17 protein-coding genes and 1 pseudogene are annotated in these 15545 nt (G+C 60.5%); 15 read left to right on the top strand and 3 right to left on the bottom strand.

Translation table 11 applies throughout. The features are described 5' to 3' along the window. The first annotated feature begins 32 nt into the window (after positions 1-32). The 8 genes from fabG to ACKAMS_RS26605 all read left to right on the top strand — a co-directional run bounded on the left by fabG (position 33) and on the right by ACKAMS_RS26605 (position 7970). Entirely contained in the window at positions 33-731 is a 699-nt protein-coding gene (gene fabG, locus ACKAMS_RS26640; RefSeq protein ID WP_161121686.1) for a 3-oxoacyl-ACP reductase FabG, read from the top strand. 689 nt (positions 732-1420) lie between these two features. After that, complete coding sequence (locus ACKAMS_RS26635) at positions 1421-2623, top strand: replication protein (protein ID WP_321188106.1); 1203 nt, start codon at positions 1421-1423, stop codon at positions 2621-2623. Continuing rightward, the gene (locus ACKAMS_RS26630; RefSeq protein WP_408989807.1) at positions 2620-3216 is read left to right on the top strand and encodes a hypothetical protein; all 597 of its coding nucleotides are present in this window, start codon (positions 2620-2622) and stop codon (positions 3214-3216) included. Before ACKAMS_RS26635 ends, ACKAMS_RS26630 begins: the two co-directional genes overlap by 4 nt. 522 nt (positions 3217-3738) lie before the next feature. After that, complete coding sequence (locus ACKAMS_RS26625) at positions 3739-4455, top strand: ParA family protein (protein ID WP_161121688.1); 717 nt, start codon at positions 3739-3741, stop codon at positions 4453-4455. Beyond that, entirely contained in the window at positions 4448-4903 is a 456-nt protein-coding gene (locus ACKAMS_RS26620) for a hypothetical protein (protein WP_161121689.1), read from the top strand. The genes ACKAMS_RS26625 and ACKAMS_RS26620 overlap by 8 nt, the downstream gene beginning before the upstream one ends. A gap of 308 nt (positions 4904-5211) precedes the next feature. Beyond that, complete coding sequence (locus ACKAMS_RS26615; RefSeq protein ID WP_321188108.1) at positions 5212-6183, top strand: DUF2637 domain-containing protein; 972 nt, start codon at positions 5212-5214, stop codon at positions 6181-6183. Between the two features lie 73 nt (positions 6184-6256). Next, positions 6257-6919: a TetR/AcrR family transcriptional regulator gene (locus ACKAMS_RS26610; RefSeq protein ID WP_161121690.1), complete on the top strand. Its 663-nt coding sequence runs from the start codon at positions 6257-6259 to the stop codon at positions 6917-6919. 232 nt (positions 6920-7151) lie between these two features. Beyond that, positions 7152-7970, top strand: a complete 819-nt coding sequence (locus tag ACKAMS_RS26605; protein WP_321188107.1) for a hypothetical protein — start codon at positions 7152-7154, stop codon at positions 7968-7970. A gap of 88 nt (positions 7971-8058) precedes the next feature. On the opposite strand, the gene ACKAMS_RS26600 is transcribed toward ACKAMS_RS26605, so the two are convergent. Beyond that, positions 8059-8661 carry a recombinase family protein gene (locus ACKAMS_RS26600; protein WP_161121691.1) on the bottom strand — a complete coding sequence of 201 codons (603 nt, stop codon included), beginning with the start codon at positions 8659-8661 and terminating at the stop codon, positions 8059-8061. 127 nt (positions 8662-8788) lie between these two features. Here ACKAMS_RS26600 and ACKAMS_RS26595 point away from each other — a divergent pair, with 127 nt between their 5' ends. Together ACKAMS_RS26595 and ACKAMS_RS26590 are read left to right on the top strand one after the other, a co-directional pair. Beyond that, positions 8789-9133, top strand: coding sequence for a hypothetical protein (locus ACKAMS_RS26595; protein WP_161121692.1), 345 nt, complete (start codon positions 8789-8791; stop codon positions 9131-9133). 52 nt (positions 9134-9185) lie between these two features. After that, on the top strand, positions 9186-9908 hold the full coding sequence (locus tag ACKAMS_RS26590; RefSeq protein WP_161121693.1) for a TetR/AcrR family transcriptional regulator: 723 nt from the start codon (positions 9186-9188) through the stop codon (positions 9906-9908). A gap of 242 nt (positions 9909-10150) precedes the next feature. Here ACKAMS_RS26590 and ACKAMS_RS26585 read toward each other — a convergent pair whose 3' ends face one another. Both ACKAMS_RS26585 and ACKAMS_RS26580 read right to left on the bottom strand, forming a co-directional pair. Beyond that, positions 10151-10324: a hypothetical protein gene (locus ACKAMS_RS26585; RefSeq protein WP_161121694.1), complete on the bottom strand. Its 174-nt coding sequence runs from the start codon at positions 10322-10324 to the stop codon at positions 10151-10153. A 93-nt stretch (positions 10325-10417) separates the two neighbouring features. Then, positions 10418-11320, bottom strand: a complete 903-nt coding sequence (locus tag ACKAMS_RS26580; RefSeq protein ID WP_161121695.1) for a MurR/RpiR family transcriptional regulator — start codon at positions 11318-11320, stop codon at positions 10418-10420. A gap of 67 nt (positions 11321-11387) precedes the next feature. Between ACKAMS_RS26580 and ACKAMS_RS26575 the strand changes: the two are divergent. The 5 genes and pseudogenes from ACKAMS_RS26575 to ACKAMS_RS26555 all read left to right on the top strand — a co-directional run. After that, positions 11388-12437 (top strand): annotated as a pseudogene (locus ACKAMS_RS26575) (transposase); the annotation flags it as partial. Between the two features lie 137 nt (positions 12438-12574). Continuing rightward, the gene (locus ACKAMS_RS26570) at positions 12575-13912 is read left to right on the top strand and encodes an aromatic ring-hydroxylating dioxygenase subunit alpha (protein WP_161121696.1); all 1338 of its coding nucleotides are present in this window, start codon (positions 12575-12577) and stop codon (positions 13910-13912) included. Beyond that, positions 13909-14508, top strand: a complete 600-nt coding sequence (locus ACKAMS_RS26565; protein WP_161121697.1) for an aromatic-ring-hydroxylating dioxygenase subunit beta — start codon at positions 13909-13911, stop codon at positions 14506-14508. The genes ACKAMS_RS26570 and ACKAMS_RS26565 overlap by 4 nt, the downstream gene beginning before the upstream one ends. 2 nt (positions 14509-14510) lie before the next feature. Further along, positions 14511-14837, top strand: coding sequence for a hypothetical protein (locus ACKAMS_RS26560; RefSeq protein WP_161121698.1), 327 nt, complete (start codon positions 14511-14513; stop codon positions 14835-14837). Further along, on the top strand, positions 14834-15541 hold the full coding sequence (locus tag ACKAMS_RS26555; protein ID WP_161121699.1) for a type 1 glutamine amidotransferase: 708 nt from the start codon (positions 14834-14836) through the stop codon (positions 15539-15541). Before ACKAMS_RS26560 ends, ACKAMS_RS26555 begins: the two co-directional genes overlap by 4 nt. The last annotated feature ends 4 nt before the right edge of the window (positions 15542-15545 follow it).

The raw sequence follows: 15545 nt of genomic DNA, 5'->3' as shown, positions 1-15545 counted from the left end.
CACAGTCATACAAACCTTTTGGAGAAATCTCAATGCGCGTACTCGTAACTGGAGCCAACCGAGGAATCGGAGCCGCCATTGCGAAACAACTTGTCGTCGAAGGTCATACAGTTTGGGGCACGCACCGCGGCGCCCCAGTACCCGAAGGTGTGCACGGGGTCGAGTGTGACGTCACCGACGACGCATCGGTCGACAACGCTTTCACCTTCGTAGAGAAGGAAGACGGACCCGTCGAGGCCGTGATCGCCAACGCCGGCATCACAGACGACACCCTGATCATGCGAATGACCACCGATCAGTTCACCGGAGTTGTCGACACCAACCTCACCGGAGTCTTCCGTGTCGTCAAACGAGCTTCCCGGAACATGCTCAAGAATCGGGCCGGCCGCATCGTGATCATCGGATCTGCCAGCGGAATGTCCGGCATGCCAGGCCAAGTGAACTACACCGCTGCCAAAGCCGGAGTCATCGGGATCGCTCGCTCACTGGCACGAGAACTCGGCTCACGCGGCATCACTGCAAATGTTGTCGCGCCTGGTTTCACGGAAACCGATATGGCAGCGGAGGTAAGCGACACCGTGGTCGAGAAGGCCCTCTCGCACATACCCCTGGGTCGCTTCGGAAAGCCCGAGGAGATCGCCGCAACCGCTGCATTCCTTCTGTCCCCCGGGGCCGGATACATCACGGGAACCGTGATCAATGTCGACGGTGGAATCGGGATGGGGCACTGACCCAGATGCGCCTGTTGAGCGGTCAGCTGAGCGGTTCCACCATGCGCCAGCTTGACCGCTCGACAACCCGTCACAGCCGAACGTTGCGAGAACGGTTTGCGGCGTGTCGAAGGACCACCTCGAGTTTATGATGGCAAAATTCGCCGCATGGCGAAAATTGGAGCGAGACCAGGGCGACCAGCTCTGGGTCGAGACAAGGTGCTGCCGTGCCGCGTTGAGCCCAGGGTGCAAATCGCTGTCCGGAAGGCCGCCGAGTCCGCTGGGCTCAGTGCGAACACCTTCTTGAACCGGTTGATCGTCGAGGATCCTGCTGTTCAGCAAATGCTGAAGCAACTCGAAGAGGCGGAGGAGGCTTCGACAGACGCAGCGTAATTAGCCGAAACGTACAAATTCATACGCATGGCAAACGCTAGCTAGACAGACAAAAACCCTGACACTCGTGCTGGAGTAATCAGGGCTGTGTCTTAACTTGCAGTGAGTTGACAGCTCACTCATTTTCTAGCGGTGCTGCTTTCCCCGAAGGGACAGTCTTGGTCGACTGGTCTCAGGGTACATCGCGCTCTGATGAAGTTTCAATAATTGATCCGCGTGTCTCAGCGATGGAGTACACGCGCACACCCCTACAACGTCCGTATTGCGGTAGCGGCCCTACGCGGCGCCGCTACGGAACAGCTCGTACACCCCGCAGAATGCCGGGACACCTGTACGGGCACCAGTGCCATTCGCTGACCCCGGCGTACCTCAACGCTCTAGGTGGTCGCGAGGCAGCGTGCCGCCGCTACTGCCAAGTCCGCCTTGAACTCGACGAGGGCGCGCACGCCGGCCTCGCTTACTGGCAGGGACAGCAGCACTGGGTCGAGGTGATCGTCCGCGAGGCATACATGGCGGAATACAACACCATCCGCCCTCAGCTCGTCGCCAGCACCGGTGGAGGCATCAGCCTCAAGACACTCCTGAGCGTCGCCGCCGCAATGGCGGGAGCCGCCGACTTCAAAACCGGACGCAACTCACGGCTGTCGATCCCGACCCTCATCGAACGCACTGGCAAGAAGAAGCGAACTGTTCAGCGTGCCCGCGAGACTCTCAAACTGCTGCGTGTAGCCACCGAGGTACTCCGCGGCCGGCTTCGCCGTAGAGGCGAACGCTTCGGCTCGCATCGCTTCCAGGACAAGGGCCGAGGATGGGCATCTGTCTGGGCATTGCACCCACGGAAACCTGTGGATAAGACCCGCATCGTCGTCGACGGTTCTATACAGATGGCACCCCACCCCCGCAGGGGTCAGTTTTGTATCCCTTCCTCTCGTAGAGAGGTTCTAACTACAAAACGATCTGTGGATAAACGAGCCGCTTCGCGGCGCAAGGAGTCCAAGGCGGAGGTCGAGAAGGCCGAAGCCACCAGGAAAGGCCTGTTGCTCGCATCCAGATGGCTCAGCAATCCACGAACTCCGGTCTGGGCGCGGCGGCACACCCCCCGAGGGTGGGCACCCGCACTGACCGAACCAGCCGCACACGGTTGGACGGCCGCGGATCTCAACGACGCGATCGACGCCTGGAGCAAGGCCACACGGATGGCACCGGCCCCGAAGCACCCCATCGCGTTCATGCGCTGGCTGATAAAGCAGCAGGATCTCGCCTTCGCCCCGCACGTTCTCGCTCAGATAGCCGCTGACCAGGAAAAAGCCGAACGCGAACGCCAGGCAGCAGCGTTCGAGGCGGAACGGGGCCGGTACGCATCAGCCGCTGCCGAGGACTCCCCCGGCCGCCAAGCTGCCCGTTTCGTCGCCCGCCGAGCGGCCGACAGCGCCCGCATCCGAAAGACCCAGGCATCCGCGCGCGAGAATGAAACCTCGCCCGTGTGGATCACCCATCTGTCCGATCGAGGTAAGCGATGAACGGAAAACGCCCGGCCGCAAAGCCGCCCGTCAGACGCCGGCCGCTCTCCCCTTGCCAGACCGTCCCCCAGATCCACGAACGGTTGCGCACCGGCGCAAAGACGATCGTCGTCGACCACTCCAACGACAAACCACTAGAACTCACCGACACCGAGCTGCCCGACGGCATCACGATCCGCATCGTCGGCGTCTCACGGGTCATCATCACCCGCCTGACACCCGAAACGAAGCGCAGTGCCCAGATCGTGGCCACCGACGCCGCACGATCCCAAATCTTCGGACACACAACTCTCTTCGCCTACGGGAACGCCCACACCGACGCCTTCGACACCACACGCGTCCGCGCCACCAACCGCGCCACCAACAACCTCGTCGACGACTCCTACGGCGAAGTCGGAGAAGACACCACCACCTACGCCTACGACAACGCGACCGTCCACGCCTACGACCAAGCTGCAGTGCACGCAACAGACCACGTGTCCCTCGTTCACCACAGCTCCACGCCTGCCGAGGTCGAACACGGAGTGACGGTGTTCGGCCCAGCACGAAACAACATTCGCGTTCGGGCAAAGGGTGAATGCAGCAGCCAATGATCGACGGCGGTCATCGCGCGATCGACAGAGCCGAGCTTGCGACGGAACGCCTCTCGCAAGGCCCGGCGGATCTCCCTCCATCCCGGAGGATCCGACAGGCCAACAGCATTATGCAGTTACAGCGCTATAACGCGATAACTCCGCAAAACTGGCGCTATAACCGGAAAACGCCATAGGCGCATAGCGCCCTAGCGTTACAGCGTTAGAACGCTAGAGCGGCATAATGTTCAGCCGTTCTACCAGCGACATCATCCAAAATGGATGGTCGCATTCGCCATTGGGTGTCGCGGGAGAGAGAGCAGATGGACGGTGAACCGTTATGGCTGACTGCCTGGTGCTATCGCTCCACATTGGCTGCCAAAGCACGGTCAACGCCCGCATAGCGTTCTAGCGCTAGAACGCTGCTATGTCGCGTCTTGGGTTCGGCCATCGTAGCGCTGGCGGGCTGTAGCGTTATAGCGCTAGAAAGTCGTAACGCTTTAACGCTTGACCGTTGTAGGGCTATGCAGTTACGATCCTGGAATGGCAAAGATCATCGTCCTTCATTCACGCAAGGGTGGTGTCGGTAAATCCACCATCGCCTACGAGTTGGCCTACCTCCTTGGTGCGCCACTCGTCGACACCGAACATGACGGTGGGGGAGTGACACGCAAGTTCGGGTACAGGCACGAGGAGCGCCTCCGGGCTCCGATGCTTCAAGCCTTCGAGTCGGGGAAGACCCCGAAGTTACTCAAGGGGCACAACAAGGCTCGACTCTTGCCTGGGCACCCGGATCTGTACGTGTATCCGCCGTCTGAGGAGCTGATGGCCGAGTCGCTGCTCCAATGGGCAAGCGACTGGGGGGATGAGTACGTCGTCGTCGACACTCACCCCGGAGCCAGTAGCACCGCTCACGGAGCGATGTCGGTTGCGGATCTCGTCCTGACGCCGACAGCTCTCAGGACGCTCGATTTGGACGGAACGGAACAGTTCGTCAAGGAAGCCGCCGACTATCCGTTGGCTATCGTCCCGAACTTCGTTCCCCGCACCCCGCCTCAGGCGGAAATCGACCGACTGCGGCAGATCGTTTCCGGCACACCTGTGCAGGTCACGCCGTTCGTGCCAGCGGTTCTCACTGTCGGGACGAGAAAGAAGCGCATGGCGATCACCGCCGAAGATCCTCCTTCGAGGTCCCTGCAGCCCGTTGCGGACGCGATGACCAAGATTGCCGATTTCGTGAAGGGATATGTCCATGAATGACCCGATGGACGGCCTTGCCGCCCTCGATGCGAAGCGGAAAAGCACCGGCCGCCGCCTTCCGCCGCCGCGAAACGCCCCGCGCACACAACCTGTCGTCGCGCCGGCACCGACGACAGTCGAAACATCGCCTGTCGTCGAATCGCCCCCCGCACCCAAGCCTGTCGCGCCTGTCGCGCCTCCGGCGCCGAAAGTGGCAGTGAAGCCCAGTCAGGTTGAAGCTCAGCCGTTGGAGAAGGCTTCGATCTACCTCGATCCCCAGAGCGACGAATTCCTCGAATCCGCACGCATCGCAGGACGTCGATCCAAGCCTCGCGTAGATGCATCACGAAGCGCCGTGGTTCGTCTCGCCCTTGCCCGATTGGCCGAACAAATGACCCCTGAGCAGGTCGTTCGAGAGCTAGTGCTTCGGGCGCCCGCCCATACGGGAGAGGGCCGGCGACGGTATTAAGGGTTATAGCGCTACAGCGCTGTAACTCCGAAACGCTGAAACGGCATGCCTCCAAAGAAAAACCCTGGCAGTGCTACAACACCGCCAGGGTCGATGACCACAGACAGGACCTGTGACCACATGCACAAGCATATCCGCGGGCTACTCGATGCCGCACTCGAAATCACACCGGCGGTGGGGGAGTGGTCGCGATGAGCACACCTCGAACCGGTTCGGCTGATACAGAGAATCACTCAGAAGAGCCGCCGCACGAGATCCGGACCGCAACCAATTTCAGCCTCCGGGCGGCACGAATCCAGCTAGGCGCGTTGCTCGCAGCACTGGCGCTGGCGATCGTCATCGCACTCGGCATCACCACGGGCGCATTCGTTCTTTCCTTTGCCGTGCAAAGAGACCTCGCGAGACAAGCTCTGATCCCGGAACACCTGACCTGGATTTTCCCGGCCATCGTCGACAGCGCCATACTCGGCGCCACTATCGCGATCGTCATCATCAGCAAGCTCAACATGAACCGCCGCGACCGAGGCTTCTACATCGCGCTCGCAGTCAGCGTCGTCGTGATCAGCATCCTAGGAAACGCCTACCACGCCTACCACGCAGCAATCGCCGCACGTGAGTTCATCGCTGGAGGCGGAGATCTCGGATTCACGCCCCTCGCACCGGCGATTGCCGCTGCGATTGCGATCATTCCGCCTGCCCTAGTGCTCGCCTTCACCGAAGGAATTGTCATCCTCGTCAAGGCAGTGGGGATGGCCTATGCCGCCTACCGCGCGATCGTGGAAAGAACCGTCATGGGTGACGAGGCACCGGCGCTAGTGATGACCACCGCAACCGCTACAAATGCAGGCAAAAATGATCCGGTCGATGACCATCGCCTGCACACCGTTGAGGCACGCCCGCTCGCGCCGCAGGCGCAACCGTCCGGAAATGACTTTCCGGCGGAGCTCGACGCGGCCGAGGCTCACGTCCCGGCGCCGTCACACATCGACGCGATAGACCTGGAAACAGCGAAAGCCACCGTGCTAGAGCATTCGAGGAAGCATTGGCAGGGTGTAGCAGCCACCATGCGTGCACGTCAGCTCACGACCAGGCCAACCGATGAGGTCGCCGAGATGCTGCGTATGCGATTCGAAGAGGAACAGTCCCTGCGAACGATCGGAGAACACTTCAACGTCACTCACTCGACCGTCAGCAACATCGTCCAGAAGGCCGAATCCGTGGTGAACGACGCACCGGCCGACCATGACTGGACCGATGCACTCATTCCGACGTACGCCTGACCCATCCAAAAAGGTGACCCTGACGGTGCGCTAACACCGTCAGGGTCGATGACCACAGACAGGACCTGTGACCATGAACGATTCTATCGACCGCACATCTGCCCTCAACCCGGAACACGCAGGACGGCCGCTGATCCAGCGGCGAGCGAAAGAAACCCGAGAGGGAATCCTCGAAGCCGCCGCAATCCAATTCAGCCGAACCGGATACGCAGGCACCAGCATCAACGACATCCACCGCAACGCCAACAGCACCAAAGGTGCGATGTACTTCCACTTCGCCAACAAAGAAGCCATCGCCCATCAATTGCTGTACCGCTGGTCCGAGGCGGTATCGGAAACCATCGCAAAAGCCGAAGCAACAGGCCAACCCGCCGACCGGCAGCTCCTGATCGTCTACCGAGAACTGGCCCGCAGGGTCGAAACAGAAGTCATCACCCGCGCCGGCCTCGTTCTCTGTCTTGATTCGACGATCACCGACGCCTACATCACCTACGAAGACTGGACCGAGGACCTCACGCCACTGGTGATCGACGCAATCCGCTCAGGCGCACTCGACTGTGCCGAAAGCATGTCCCGCCTCGCAGAGAGCCTCTGTGCCGGATTCATTGGTGCAGTTCAGGTAGCAGTCAGCCTCGACCAACCTCAGACCATCCGTCGACGCGTCGACGATCTACTCCTGATGTGGTGTGGCACCGACCCTGCCACCGTCCGCAAGATCGAAGGAGCGACGCTGTGAACACCTCCAACTCACCGCAGAAGCCTCGCCCGACCTCGTACACCGAAGACCTGCACAGGAGGCTGTTCTCCGATTTTCAGGTGCCACCCGTGGCCCTGACCGAACAACGTCCCCGCCGTTAGATGCCGACACACGTGCGCCGTCTAGCGAAACCCGTTGACGGCGCACGTGTTAGGTAGTCGGCGATACCCTGCTCGTACTGCGCGTGCCGAGAGTGAAGAAGACGATGACCATGCCTGAGACAGACACCGCACGTACCTGGGTCCTCGAACGGACCCGATACCCCCAACGGTCCGCCCGCACCACCGCAGTCCTGGACTGGAGCGCGGTCAGTCCGTCGACGCAATCCGCCGTCGCGGCACTCTCGACCACGATCGTCGACCCGAACGAACTCCTCGCCCCGCCAAGCTGGTGGCGCGCCCTCACCGGAAAACCCCGCGGCTACGCCCAACTGACCACCGAGCAACGCGAGGAACTCAGGCAGGCGTACTCGGCGTTGCATTGGCCGCTACTCGAAGAAGGGACGGAGACAAGGCTCGTCGTGATCGCGGAAAATCTTGTCGCACGCATCATCTCCAACCCAGCCTGGGCACACCCCCTGCTCGACGGACACCGCTCCGTTCTCGGCTTCACCATCGAACTGCACATGATCGCGGCCGCCGCACACGAACTCCTGCGCCTGCGGTCCACGACACCAACCCTGCCGGCAGACGACGGCACCGACCAACTCGCCAAAGCGAGGGCAGAGTGGGACCGCCGCCACGTCGTCGCCGCACGCGTCGAAGCCGCCCTCGTCGACCGGGTCGCCGCGCTACGCGCCTACGAACAAGCTCTCACCCCGATCGCAGCCGCCCTGAACAATCTGCAGTCAGTGACCGAGCTGGCAGCCGGAGCCGCGGACGTGGACCGGATCTTCGGGCAGATCATCGGATCCGACTACGCCGCCGGCCACACCACTGCCATGCGAGAGGACATCGACGACGTCCGCGCCGGTCTCGAGGCCCAGGTCGCTTACCTCGACAGTCTCATCGGCCCCCACCGCAACGCCTGAACACACGACAAAGCGAACAGCACACAAACGCTCTGCCGCGACACCACTCCGTGATGCCTTGCCCTCTAAGGGATTCTGGTTGTGTCAGTCAGTGGTCGGGAGGTGGCTCAGGTGAGGATCGAAGGGTTCTCTCACGTGTGAGGTACTGGTAGACCGCAGGTTGAGAAAGAGAAAAGCGTTTCATCAGCTCTGGGACGGACAATTCATGCCGTTCGTACAGGTCGAACATCTCCGCTTGCTGCTTCGGAGTGAGTTTCGGCTTACGTCCCTTGAACGCACCCGAGGCTTTCCGCTGGGCAACACTCTCGTGCAGCCGCAACCGCAGTAGACCGGATTCGAACTGCGCGAACGTCGTCGACAGCATCGAAAACACGGTCTCGCCGATCGGGTCCTTCGGGTCGTGCACGACACCGTCGAACATCAACAACACGTCACGCCGGGACAGATCAGACGTGATATCCGAAAGATCCGGCACCGAACGCGCCAACCGGTCGAGCGAGGTGACGACCAAGGTGTCACGAGAAGACACCGCGCCGAGTGCCGCTGCAAGTGCCGGCCGCGGCCGATCAATACCGCTCAGACCATGATCGACGTGAATCTGCCCCGGCTTGACCCCTAGTTTCACGAGTTGGTCACGCTCGACCTGCTCATCGTCACCAGACGATGCGCACCGTGCGTAGCCAATCAACATCTCACCATCGTATTCTACGAAGAACCCCAATCAAGTGTAGACGTCGACAGTGGCGGGCATCCGCTACATTGAACGCGGTTTCACCAGGTCGTAGGCGATCGCCGCAGCATCGTGAAAGGAGCTGACGATGTCCGTAGTCCCACGCAAAGTCATCCGCAAGAAGCTCCTGCACACCGCCGTACTCGACAAAATCGAACGCGAACACCTCAACCTCGACACCGATCAGGTCCACAACAGCCTGCACCGACTGCGCCAGCACGTCACCGGCGCCTCACTGACCCGATGCCTCGACCAGTGGGAACACATCGTGCGCAACAACGACATCGACGCCGTCCGCGAGATCGACGCCTCCGACACCGAGACTGCCCGCGAAATGCGCAACCTCTCGCCCCTGTCGGTTCTACTCAGCGAACCGGAACGACTGCACGTGATCGACGACCTTCGCACCTGCGAGTCGACGAACGGCTGCTGATGTGGTGCACACCTGATCCGGTTACCGTCCGCATGATCGAAGGAGCATCACTATGACCAGCCCCATCGAGTCGGCGAACACACAGGAAGACACCACCGCGAGAACCCGCCCCCGGATCGGCCGTGCCCCCGGCAGCAAGAACGCGGCGCCCCAGGCTCGTGCAGTGCGAACACGGGACGCGATCATCGCCGTTGCGGCCCGTCACTTCGACACCGACGGGTACGGCCACACCAGTATGAACACCATCGCTCACACTGGAAAATTCGCCAAAGGCGCGATGTACTACCACTTCCCATCCAAAGAAGCGATCGCCGAACACCTAATCTCGGACTGGAACCTCACCCTCGACGACACCATCAGCGAAGCACTGGCGACCGGTTCGAGCAGCACGGCAGGGGAGAAGCTGACAGCGATCTTCACATCCCTCGCACAGCACATCGGCGAAGACACCAACCTGCGGGCCGGCATGAAACTCACCCCCGAACCCACCATCAACAACGGCGCAGCCTTCGCACACTGGGTCGACGCCATCAGCGACATCATCGAAACCGCCATCACGGAAGGCGAACTCACCGACACCCCCACCACACACCGCCTCGCCTGGAACCTGTGCGCCGGCACCCTCGGTGCCGCCATCGCATCAGCAACCTTGAGAGAAGACGTCGACCTCGTAACCCGCGTCGAAGACGCCGTCACAGCCCACACAAAGGCTGCAACCCATCTTGATAAGGAATCTACAGCTCGGAGACAACCCGAGGTGTGCCATCCTGAATGAGATCGTCCTGCAGGAGTTCCGTGTGACAGGAGAACCGTCCGGTTGAGTTCTTCAATACGGCTCGTGCCGCCGAGGGCGACATGACACCCGACTCGACTTGTTTGAGCAGATCAAACAGCTCTCGGAGGAGTGTCGATTACCAACCCATCAGGGTCGGCGAATGAATCGAGTTGGTCGTTCGCGCCAGCAAAGATTTCGGGTCGGCTTTCGGGGCCTTGTGTACGGAAGATGTTGGCGGTGTACTACATACTTCCTGCATCATTCCCGTGCCGACGCTCGTAGGCCCAGCGGTGTTTCATCACATCCATGAGGTCGTTGGACTTCGTTCCCTTGGCGTAACCCTTCACTTCGACTATCGCACTCCAGTCGTCCTCGGACACCAGGAGGTCGGCGGTCTTCGCGACTCCTTCGCTCACGAGTGCGTCAAGATCGACATCATCGACCAGATGATCGCAGATCAGGCCAACAACTCGACAGTGCCATTGGATTCTCGGCTCTCGTGCATCGACTCAGCTAATCCCCGGAGTGGAGCGCCTCCCTCGCTCCTCGGCGAGATGCAGATCCTCAAACTGCGCTAGGCGGTCTCGTGCCGGCTCCCCTAGCTTCTTGGCAACGAGGGACACGAGCAGTTCCGTGAACATGAAGCCATGGGACAGCGAGTCGAAAGGGCCAGGACCTGAGTGGCTGGTTGCCAGAACCGAGTGGGCATGCGAGACGAGGGGGGAGAGGTAATTGTCTGTCATCAGAACAAGCTGTGCGCCCCGCTTGACGGCGGCCACACCCCAGTCGATCGTTGTATGTTGATACCTTCGGTAGTCGAATACCATCGCCGTGGTGTGTTCGCCTACGTCCATCATCGACGCCATATACTCGGCCGAGGTGGGAAGAACGAGCACGACGTTGGGCCGTAACATCCGCATGTACTGATGAAGCTGAATCGCGAGCACATTGGTGAATCGACCACCGAGGATAACAACAGTACTCTCGAGATCTGCCAGGGATGCAACCGCTCTTGCGAGGTCGTCAGCCAACATCCCGTTGATCGTGGCTCGAACGCCGTCGACATACCAGTTTGCTGCGGCGATCAACTCCGTTTCGTTGACTGACTCGCCGTTGTCGTCTCCACCGGACGGATACACCGTTACCGGCGAGAACAGTCGCATCTGCACTTCGTCGCGCAACGCGTCTTGGAAGGCCGGATAGCCCGGGAATCCGAGCTTGTGGACCAACCGCAGAGCGGTCGGTGTGCTGACTCCAGCCTGCGCGGCGAGTTGAGCCACCGGAACGAGGCCAGCAGTGGGGTACAAGTTGGTGAGCGCAGCCACTACCTTGAGTTCTCCACGTGCCAGTGTGTGGCGAACCTTGCGAATTCGCGCGGCGACAGTGTCATCGATGATGTCAACGTCCGTCATGATCGTCAGTCTAACCACGGGCTTTGCCGTGGCCTGCCCGCGCCACGGATGTAGTCCGGACGGCCGGTATGAGAAAGCGCTGCCTAACGATGAAACCCGATTGCGTGCGGTGTTCGACCAGCGTGCAACGCATGGAGCCTTGTTGATCGTGGTCGGCCAGTACAACACGATGGGCGCATTCCCAGTCACCCTGGCGCGCGCACCAAGTGGCATATCGACCGGTCTGTCGATGCGCTGAATCAGTGATCCGTATCCCCGGCAAGCCAAAGACCGACGCTCGCGACGCTCATCATCACCGAGCTCGGTGTCCTCTTAGGTTTCGACGATGACAGAGCAGGCGAAGCCAACCGCATCGGCAACCGAACCCGTGGCCTGGTAACTGGTATTCACCCGGCCTTGGAACGCGTCCCGGGCCCTCGGACCGCCCACCCTGCGGTGCTGGAGATCTTATCTCGGCGCGGTGGACCGATCGGAATAAGAGAGGCCGCCACGCGCAAAATCACAACGAACGCCACCAGACATGTACCGCGCATCGGCACCTGGCTGGTCGTCGACGTCCGCGCCGCACTCGGGACAGAAACCGTCAACCTTCTGGAAACGACAGCCTCCGAGATCGTGTTATTGAGACTGGTCGACTCATTTAAAACCATTCATTAGCAGCAGAAATCAATCAGCAACGACGTGGAGAGGATGCTCGATGACCACCCTCTTTTCGTGGCTTTGCCCCCCACTTCGGGGCGGGGCCGGCCCACGAATCCTGCTCAAGGTCGGTGACGGTTCGGCCATCGCGTCAGCCGCTCACCTCGGTCGCCCACACCGGTCTCGCACCCGCTACCCACCGCTCGGGAAATTCAATCCGCCGGGAACACCCCGCCCGATTGGGGAATCGAAAACTCAAACGCGCCCTGTTCCTGTCGGCGTTCACCGAGTTGCAAGACACCGTCAGTCGCACCCATTGCGGCCGAAAACGAGCGAAGGAAAGAAACACGACGCCGCCCTCATCTGCCTCGCCGAACGCCGCTGCGATGTCCATCACCCTGTCGATCGCCGCCACAACTGCCGCTTGACGAAAACTATAGAGACTCCTTCTCGTGAATGTGGTATACGCGCGCGCTAATAAAACGACGGATAGAAGATCAGGAACGCTTTGGAGTGTGATCGCAAAGCGCAGCAAAATTTCTATGTACAAAATGATACGTTGTGTTAGTGTTGCATATCATATGATACGAGCTTGAAGGCTGAAGAGGACGTTTCATGACCCAGCAGGACAGCACAAAAATCCACAGCCCAACGATGCAGCGCGCCACTACGACAACCGGAGATTGGTCTGATCTCATTCAGAGCGATCGCATCCATCGCACTCTCTACACCGATCCTGCGGTGTTCGACGAGGAGATGGTGAAGGTGTTCGGCGGTCAGTCTTGGGCCTACCTGGCCCACGAATCGCAAGTGCCGGAAAGTAATTCCTTCCTCTCCACGCGTATGGGGTTGCGCCCGGTGATCGTCACCCGCGATAAGTCGGGTGCGTTGCATGCGGTGTTCAACCGTTGCGCGCACCGGGCGGCGACGGTCTGCCGCGAAGAATCCGGGACGGCGAAGAGCTTCCAGTGCCCGTACCACGGTTGGACGTTCCGCAACACGGGAGAACTAGTTGGTGTCCCCTGGGCGCATGGGTACGCGAACCTTGACAAGTCGAAGTTCGGGCTTACGGTGGTCACCCGTGTGGCGAGCTACCGGGGATTCATTTTTGGCACAATGAACGCCTCGGCGCCCAAAATCGAAGACTGGCTCGGCAATGCCAAACCATGGCTTGACTACTGGATCGACCGTTCACCCACCAGTGAGGTATTCGTGCGGTCAGGTGCCTATCGGATGGGCTACCGCGGCAACTGGAAGCTGGCTTTCGACAATGCCGGCGACGGTTACCACCCGTCTTTCTCGCACCGGTCGCTACTTGAGATGGCTTCGCGGATGGGCGATGCCAAGGACATGTCGTACTTCGGTAAGACACCCGATGACGGCCCCATGAAGGTCTATTCCCTCGGTAACGGGCACAGCGTCATCGACCAACGCCCTGTCTACGACGGCCCCGGAAGTTTCTGGGAGAACCAGCGACCTCAGCCTGGGCGGGAGATTTTTGAGGAATCTATCCGCGCCCAGTACGGAGACGACGCTAATCGACTGCTCGATCTCGCCATCGGGGCTCAAATCAATCTCAGCATCTTCCCAAACCTGTTGTTGATCGGAAATCAGATCCAGGTTGTTGAGCCTATGTCTGTCAATCGCACCCAGCTGACCTGGCACGCCACTGCGATCGGAGGCGTGCCTGAATCGGTAAACACTATGCGAATGCGCTCGCAGGAGGACTTCCCGGCCTTCGGTGAGCCTGACGATCAGGCCAATTTCGAGGAGGCACAGCGCGGGCTGGCTGCTCCCGAGGCGGAATGGATCTACATGAATCGAGGAATAGGTGTGGCCGATTGGCAATCTCTCGATGAGAAGGGAGTCATCGTCACCGCCGCCACTGACGAGATTCACATGCGCGGCTACTACGACGAATGGCAGCTCCGGATGCGAGGACAGAACCAATGAAGATCAGCCACCTACCCGACAGGTATGCCGACACATCGGCGCACTCATATCACGTCGATGCCGACTGGTACGACGAACTGGATCGCTACCGAGAAATCCTTGTGGACGACTGGCCGGCGGCATCCCTTGAAGACTGGCACGAAGCGCAGTCGTTCCTGACCAGGGAGGCCGTACTAATCGATGAGGGACGATTCAACGATTGGCTCGACCTCTTCGCAGGCGACTGCCTGTACTGGGTCCCGGTCACCCCCGGCGGCGGAGATCCGCGCACCGAGGTCAGCCATGCTTTCGACGACCACCGTCGACTCACGGATCGGGTGTACTGGTTGCGCACCGGCCTGGCCTACAGTCAGCTTCCCGCCTCGCGTACGCGCCGTCTGATCACCGGAGTCGAGACCACCGACCTCGATGACGAAATCCGAATTATTCGGTCAAACTTCCTCATTCATGAGTTCCGTGCCGGCGTGGCCAAGACGTACGCCGGTTGGTACGGACACGTCCTCCAACGGAGGAACGGTGGGTGGCGGATTCGCGTCAAATCGGTCAATCTCATCGATTCCGAGCAGTACCACGAGAACCTGACGTTGGTGTTCTGAAAATGGGCGCACCCTTTGCAGACGACCGCGATCCCGAGTCTGGTCCCGACTCAACCGAGCAGGCAAAGGAGGTCCTCGCGGTTCGGCGGGAACTGGCGCTCGTAAATGCTCGCCTCAAACGGATCGAACGTGACCTCGCGTCCACGCGTCCTCTCATCGAAGCTGTTCGCGGCCTGAAGGTCTGGGACTACACGCCGTACACAGTCAATCCGGGCCAAGATTGGGTAGCAGTAGATCGTACTGCCGCCGAGGAACTGCTGGCCGCCTTGGCGCATATCGACCATTGGACGCCTTGGCATACAAGGCTCGAACCGAGGCCGCCGTCATGAGTCGAATCCTTACCGTGATCTCACACATTGATGATCCATCGATCGGAATCCTTGAACGCTCTGCTCGGTCGGCGGGTTGGACGATCGCCATCGTCCGCCCGTTTCGTGGAGAGGTGCTGCCATCCCCCGAGGATCTAGACGCCCTGACGGTGCTTGGTGGGCCGCAAAGCGCATATGACACCGCAAACCATCCCTACCTGAATACCGAGATCGACTTCATCGCGCGCACACATCGACGGGGAGTTCCGATCCTCGCCATTTGCCTCGGTTCGCAACTACTGTCTGAAGCTCTAGGCGGACAGGCAGCACCTGGCACATCCGGGCTGGAATGTGGATTCATTCACGTCACCGCAGCCACAACCGAGTTGCCGTTGCAAGGACGGTTCTTCTCGTTCCACTCTGACACTGCAATTCCCCCCGCCCACGCCGAACGACTTGCCAGGAGTGACCGCTATCTGCAGAGCTGGCGGGTCGGAAGCTCACTGGCCATTCAGTTCCACCCGGAACTCGGCGCAGTAGGCATCGGGGAGCTTCTCGCCATCGAGAGCGAGAAGCTCGCCCGATTCGGCGTCGACGTCGGTGCTATTCGCGCCGAACTGGCCGAGGAGTCAACCTCTCCCAGTCCGGGCGACTGTCTCCTCGACGCTTGGTTCGCCGCACTGCCCGACTCTATCCCCGCGCATTCACTCAACTCTTCACTCTGAATCA

It is taken from the genome of Rhodococcus sp. 5A-K4 (assembly GCF_046097995.1).
Classification (GTDB): domain Bacteria; phylum Actinomycetota; class Actinomycetes; order Mycobacteriales; family Mycobacteriaceae; genus Rhodococcus_F; species Rhodococcus_F erythropolis.
Note: the sequence above shows the minus strand (reverse complement) of the source record. Positions and strands in the feature narration are given on the sequence as shown.

What these genes read in the sequence shown, in the direction of transcription:
- ACKAMS_RS26560 (WP_161121698.1), top strand. Translation starts at nt 14,511, where the DNA reads ATGGGCGCACCCTTTGCAGACGACCGCGATCCCGAGTCTGGTCCCGAC.
- ACKAMS_RS26620 (WP_161121689.1), top strand. Translation starts at nt 4,448, where the DNA reads ATGAATGACCCGATGGACGGCCTTGCCGCCCTCGATGCGAAGCGGAAA.
- ACKAMS_RS26635 (WP_321188106.1), top strand. Translation starts at nt 1,421, where the DNA reads ATGCCGGGACACCTGTACGGGCACCAGTGCCATTCGCTGACCCCGGCG.
- ACKAMS_RS26555 (WP_161121699.1), top strand. Translation starts at nt 14,834, where the DNA reads ATGAGTCGAATCCTTACCGTGATCTCACACATTGATGATCCATCGATC.
- ACKAMS_RS26610 (WP_161121690.1), top strand. Translation starts at nt 6,257, where the DNA reads ATGAACGATTCTATCGACCGCACATCTGCCCTCAACCCGGAACACGCA.
- ACKAMS_RS26630 (WP_408989807.1), top strand. Translation starts at nt 2,620, where the DNA reads ATGAACGGAAAACGCCCGGCCGCAAAGCCGCCCGTCAGACGCCGGCCG.
- fabG (WP_161121686.1), top strand. Translation starts at nt 33, where the DNA reads ATGCGCGTACTCGTAACTGGAGCCAACCGAGGAATCGGAGCCGCCATT.
- ACKAMS_RS26600 (WP_161121691.1), bottom strand. Translation starts at nt 8,661, where the DNA reads ATGTTGATTGGCTACGCACGGTGCGCATCGTCTGGTGACGATGAGCAG.
- ACKAMS_RS26590 (WP_161121693.1), top strand. Translation starts at nt 9,186, where the DNA reads ATGACCAGCCCCATCGAGTCGGCGAACACACAGGAAGACACCACCGCG.
- ACKAMS_RS26605 (WP_321188107.1), top strand. Translation starts at nt 7,152, where the DNA reads ATGCCTGAGACAGACACCGCACGTACCTGGGTCCTCGAACGGACCCGA.
- ACKAMS_RS26595 (WP_161121692.1), top strand. Translation starts at nt 8,789, where the DNA reads ATGTCCGTAGTCCCACGCAAAGTCATCCGCAAGAAGCTCCTGCACACC.
- ACKAMS_RS26625 (WP_161121688.1), top strand. Translation starts at nt 3,739, where the DNA reads ATGGCAAAGATCATCGTCCTTCATTCACGCAAGGGTGGTGTCGGTAAA.
- ACKAMS_RS26570 (WP_161121696.1), top strand. Translation starts at nt 12,575, where the DNA reads ATGACCCAGCAGGACAGCACAAAAATCCACAGCCCAACGATGCAGCGC.
- ACKAMS_RS26580 (WP_161121695.1), bottom strand. Translation starts at nt 11,320, where the DNA reads ATGACGGACGTTGACATCATCGATGACACTGTCGCCGCGCGAATTCGC.
- ACKAMS_RS26565 (WP_161121697.1), top strand. Translation starts at nt 13,909, where the DNA reads ATGAAGATCAGCCACCTACCCGACAGGTATGCCGACACATCGGCGCAC.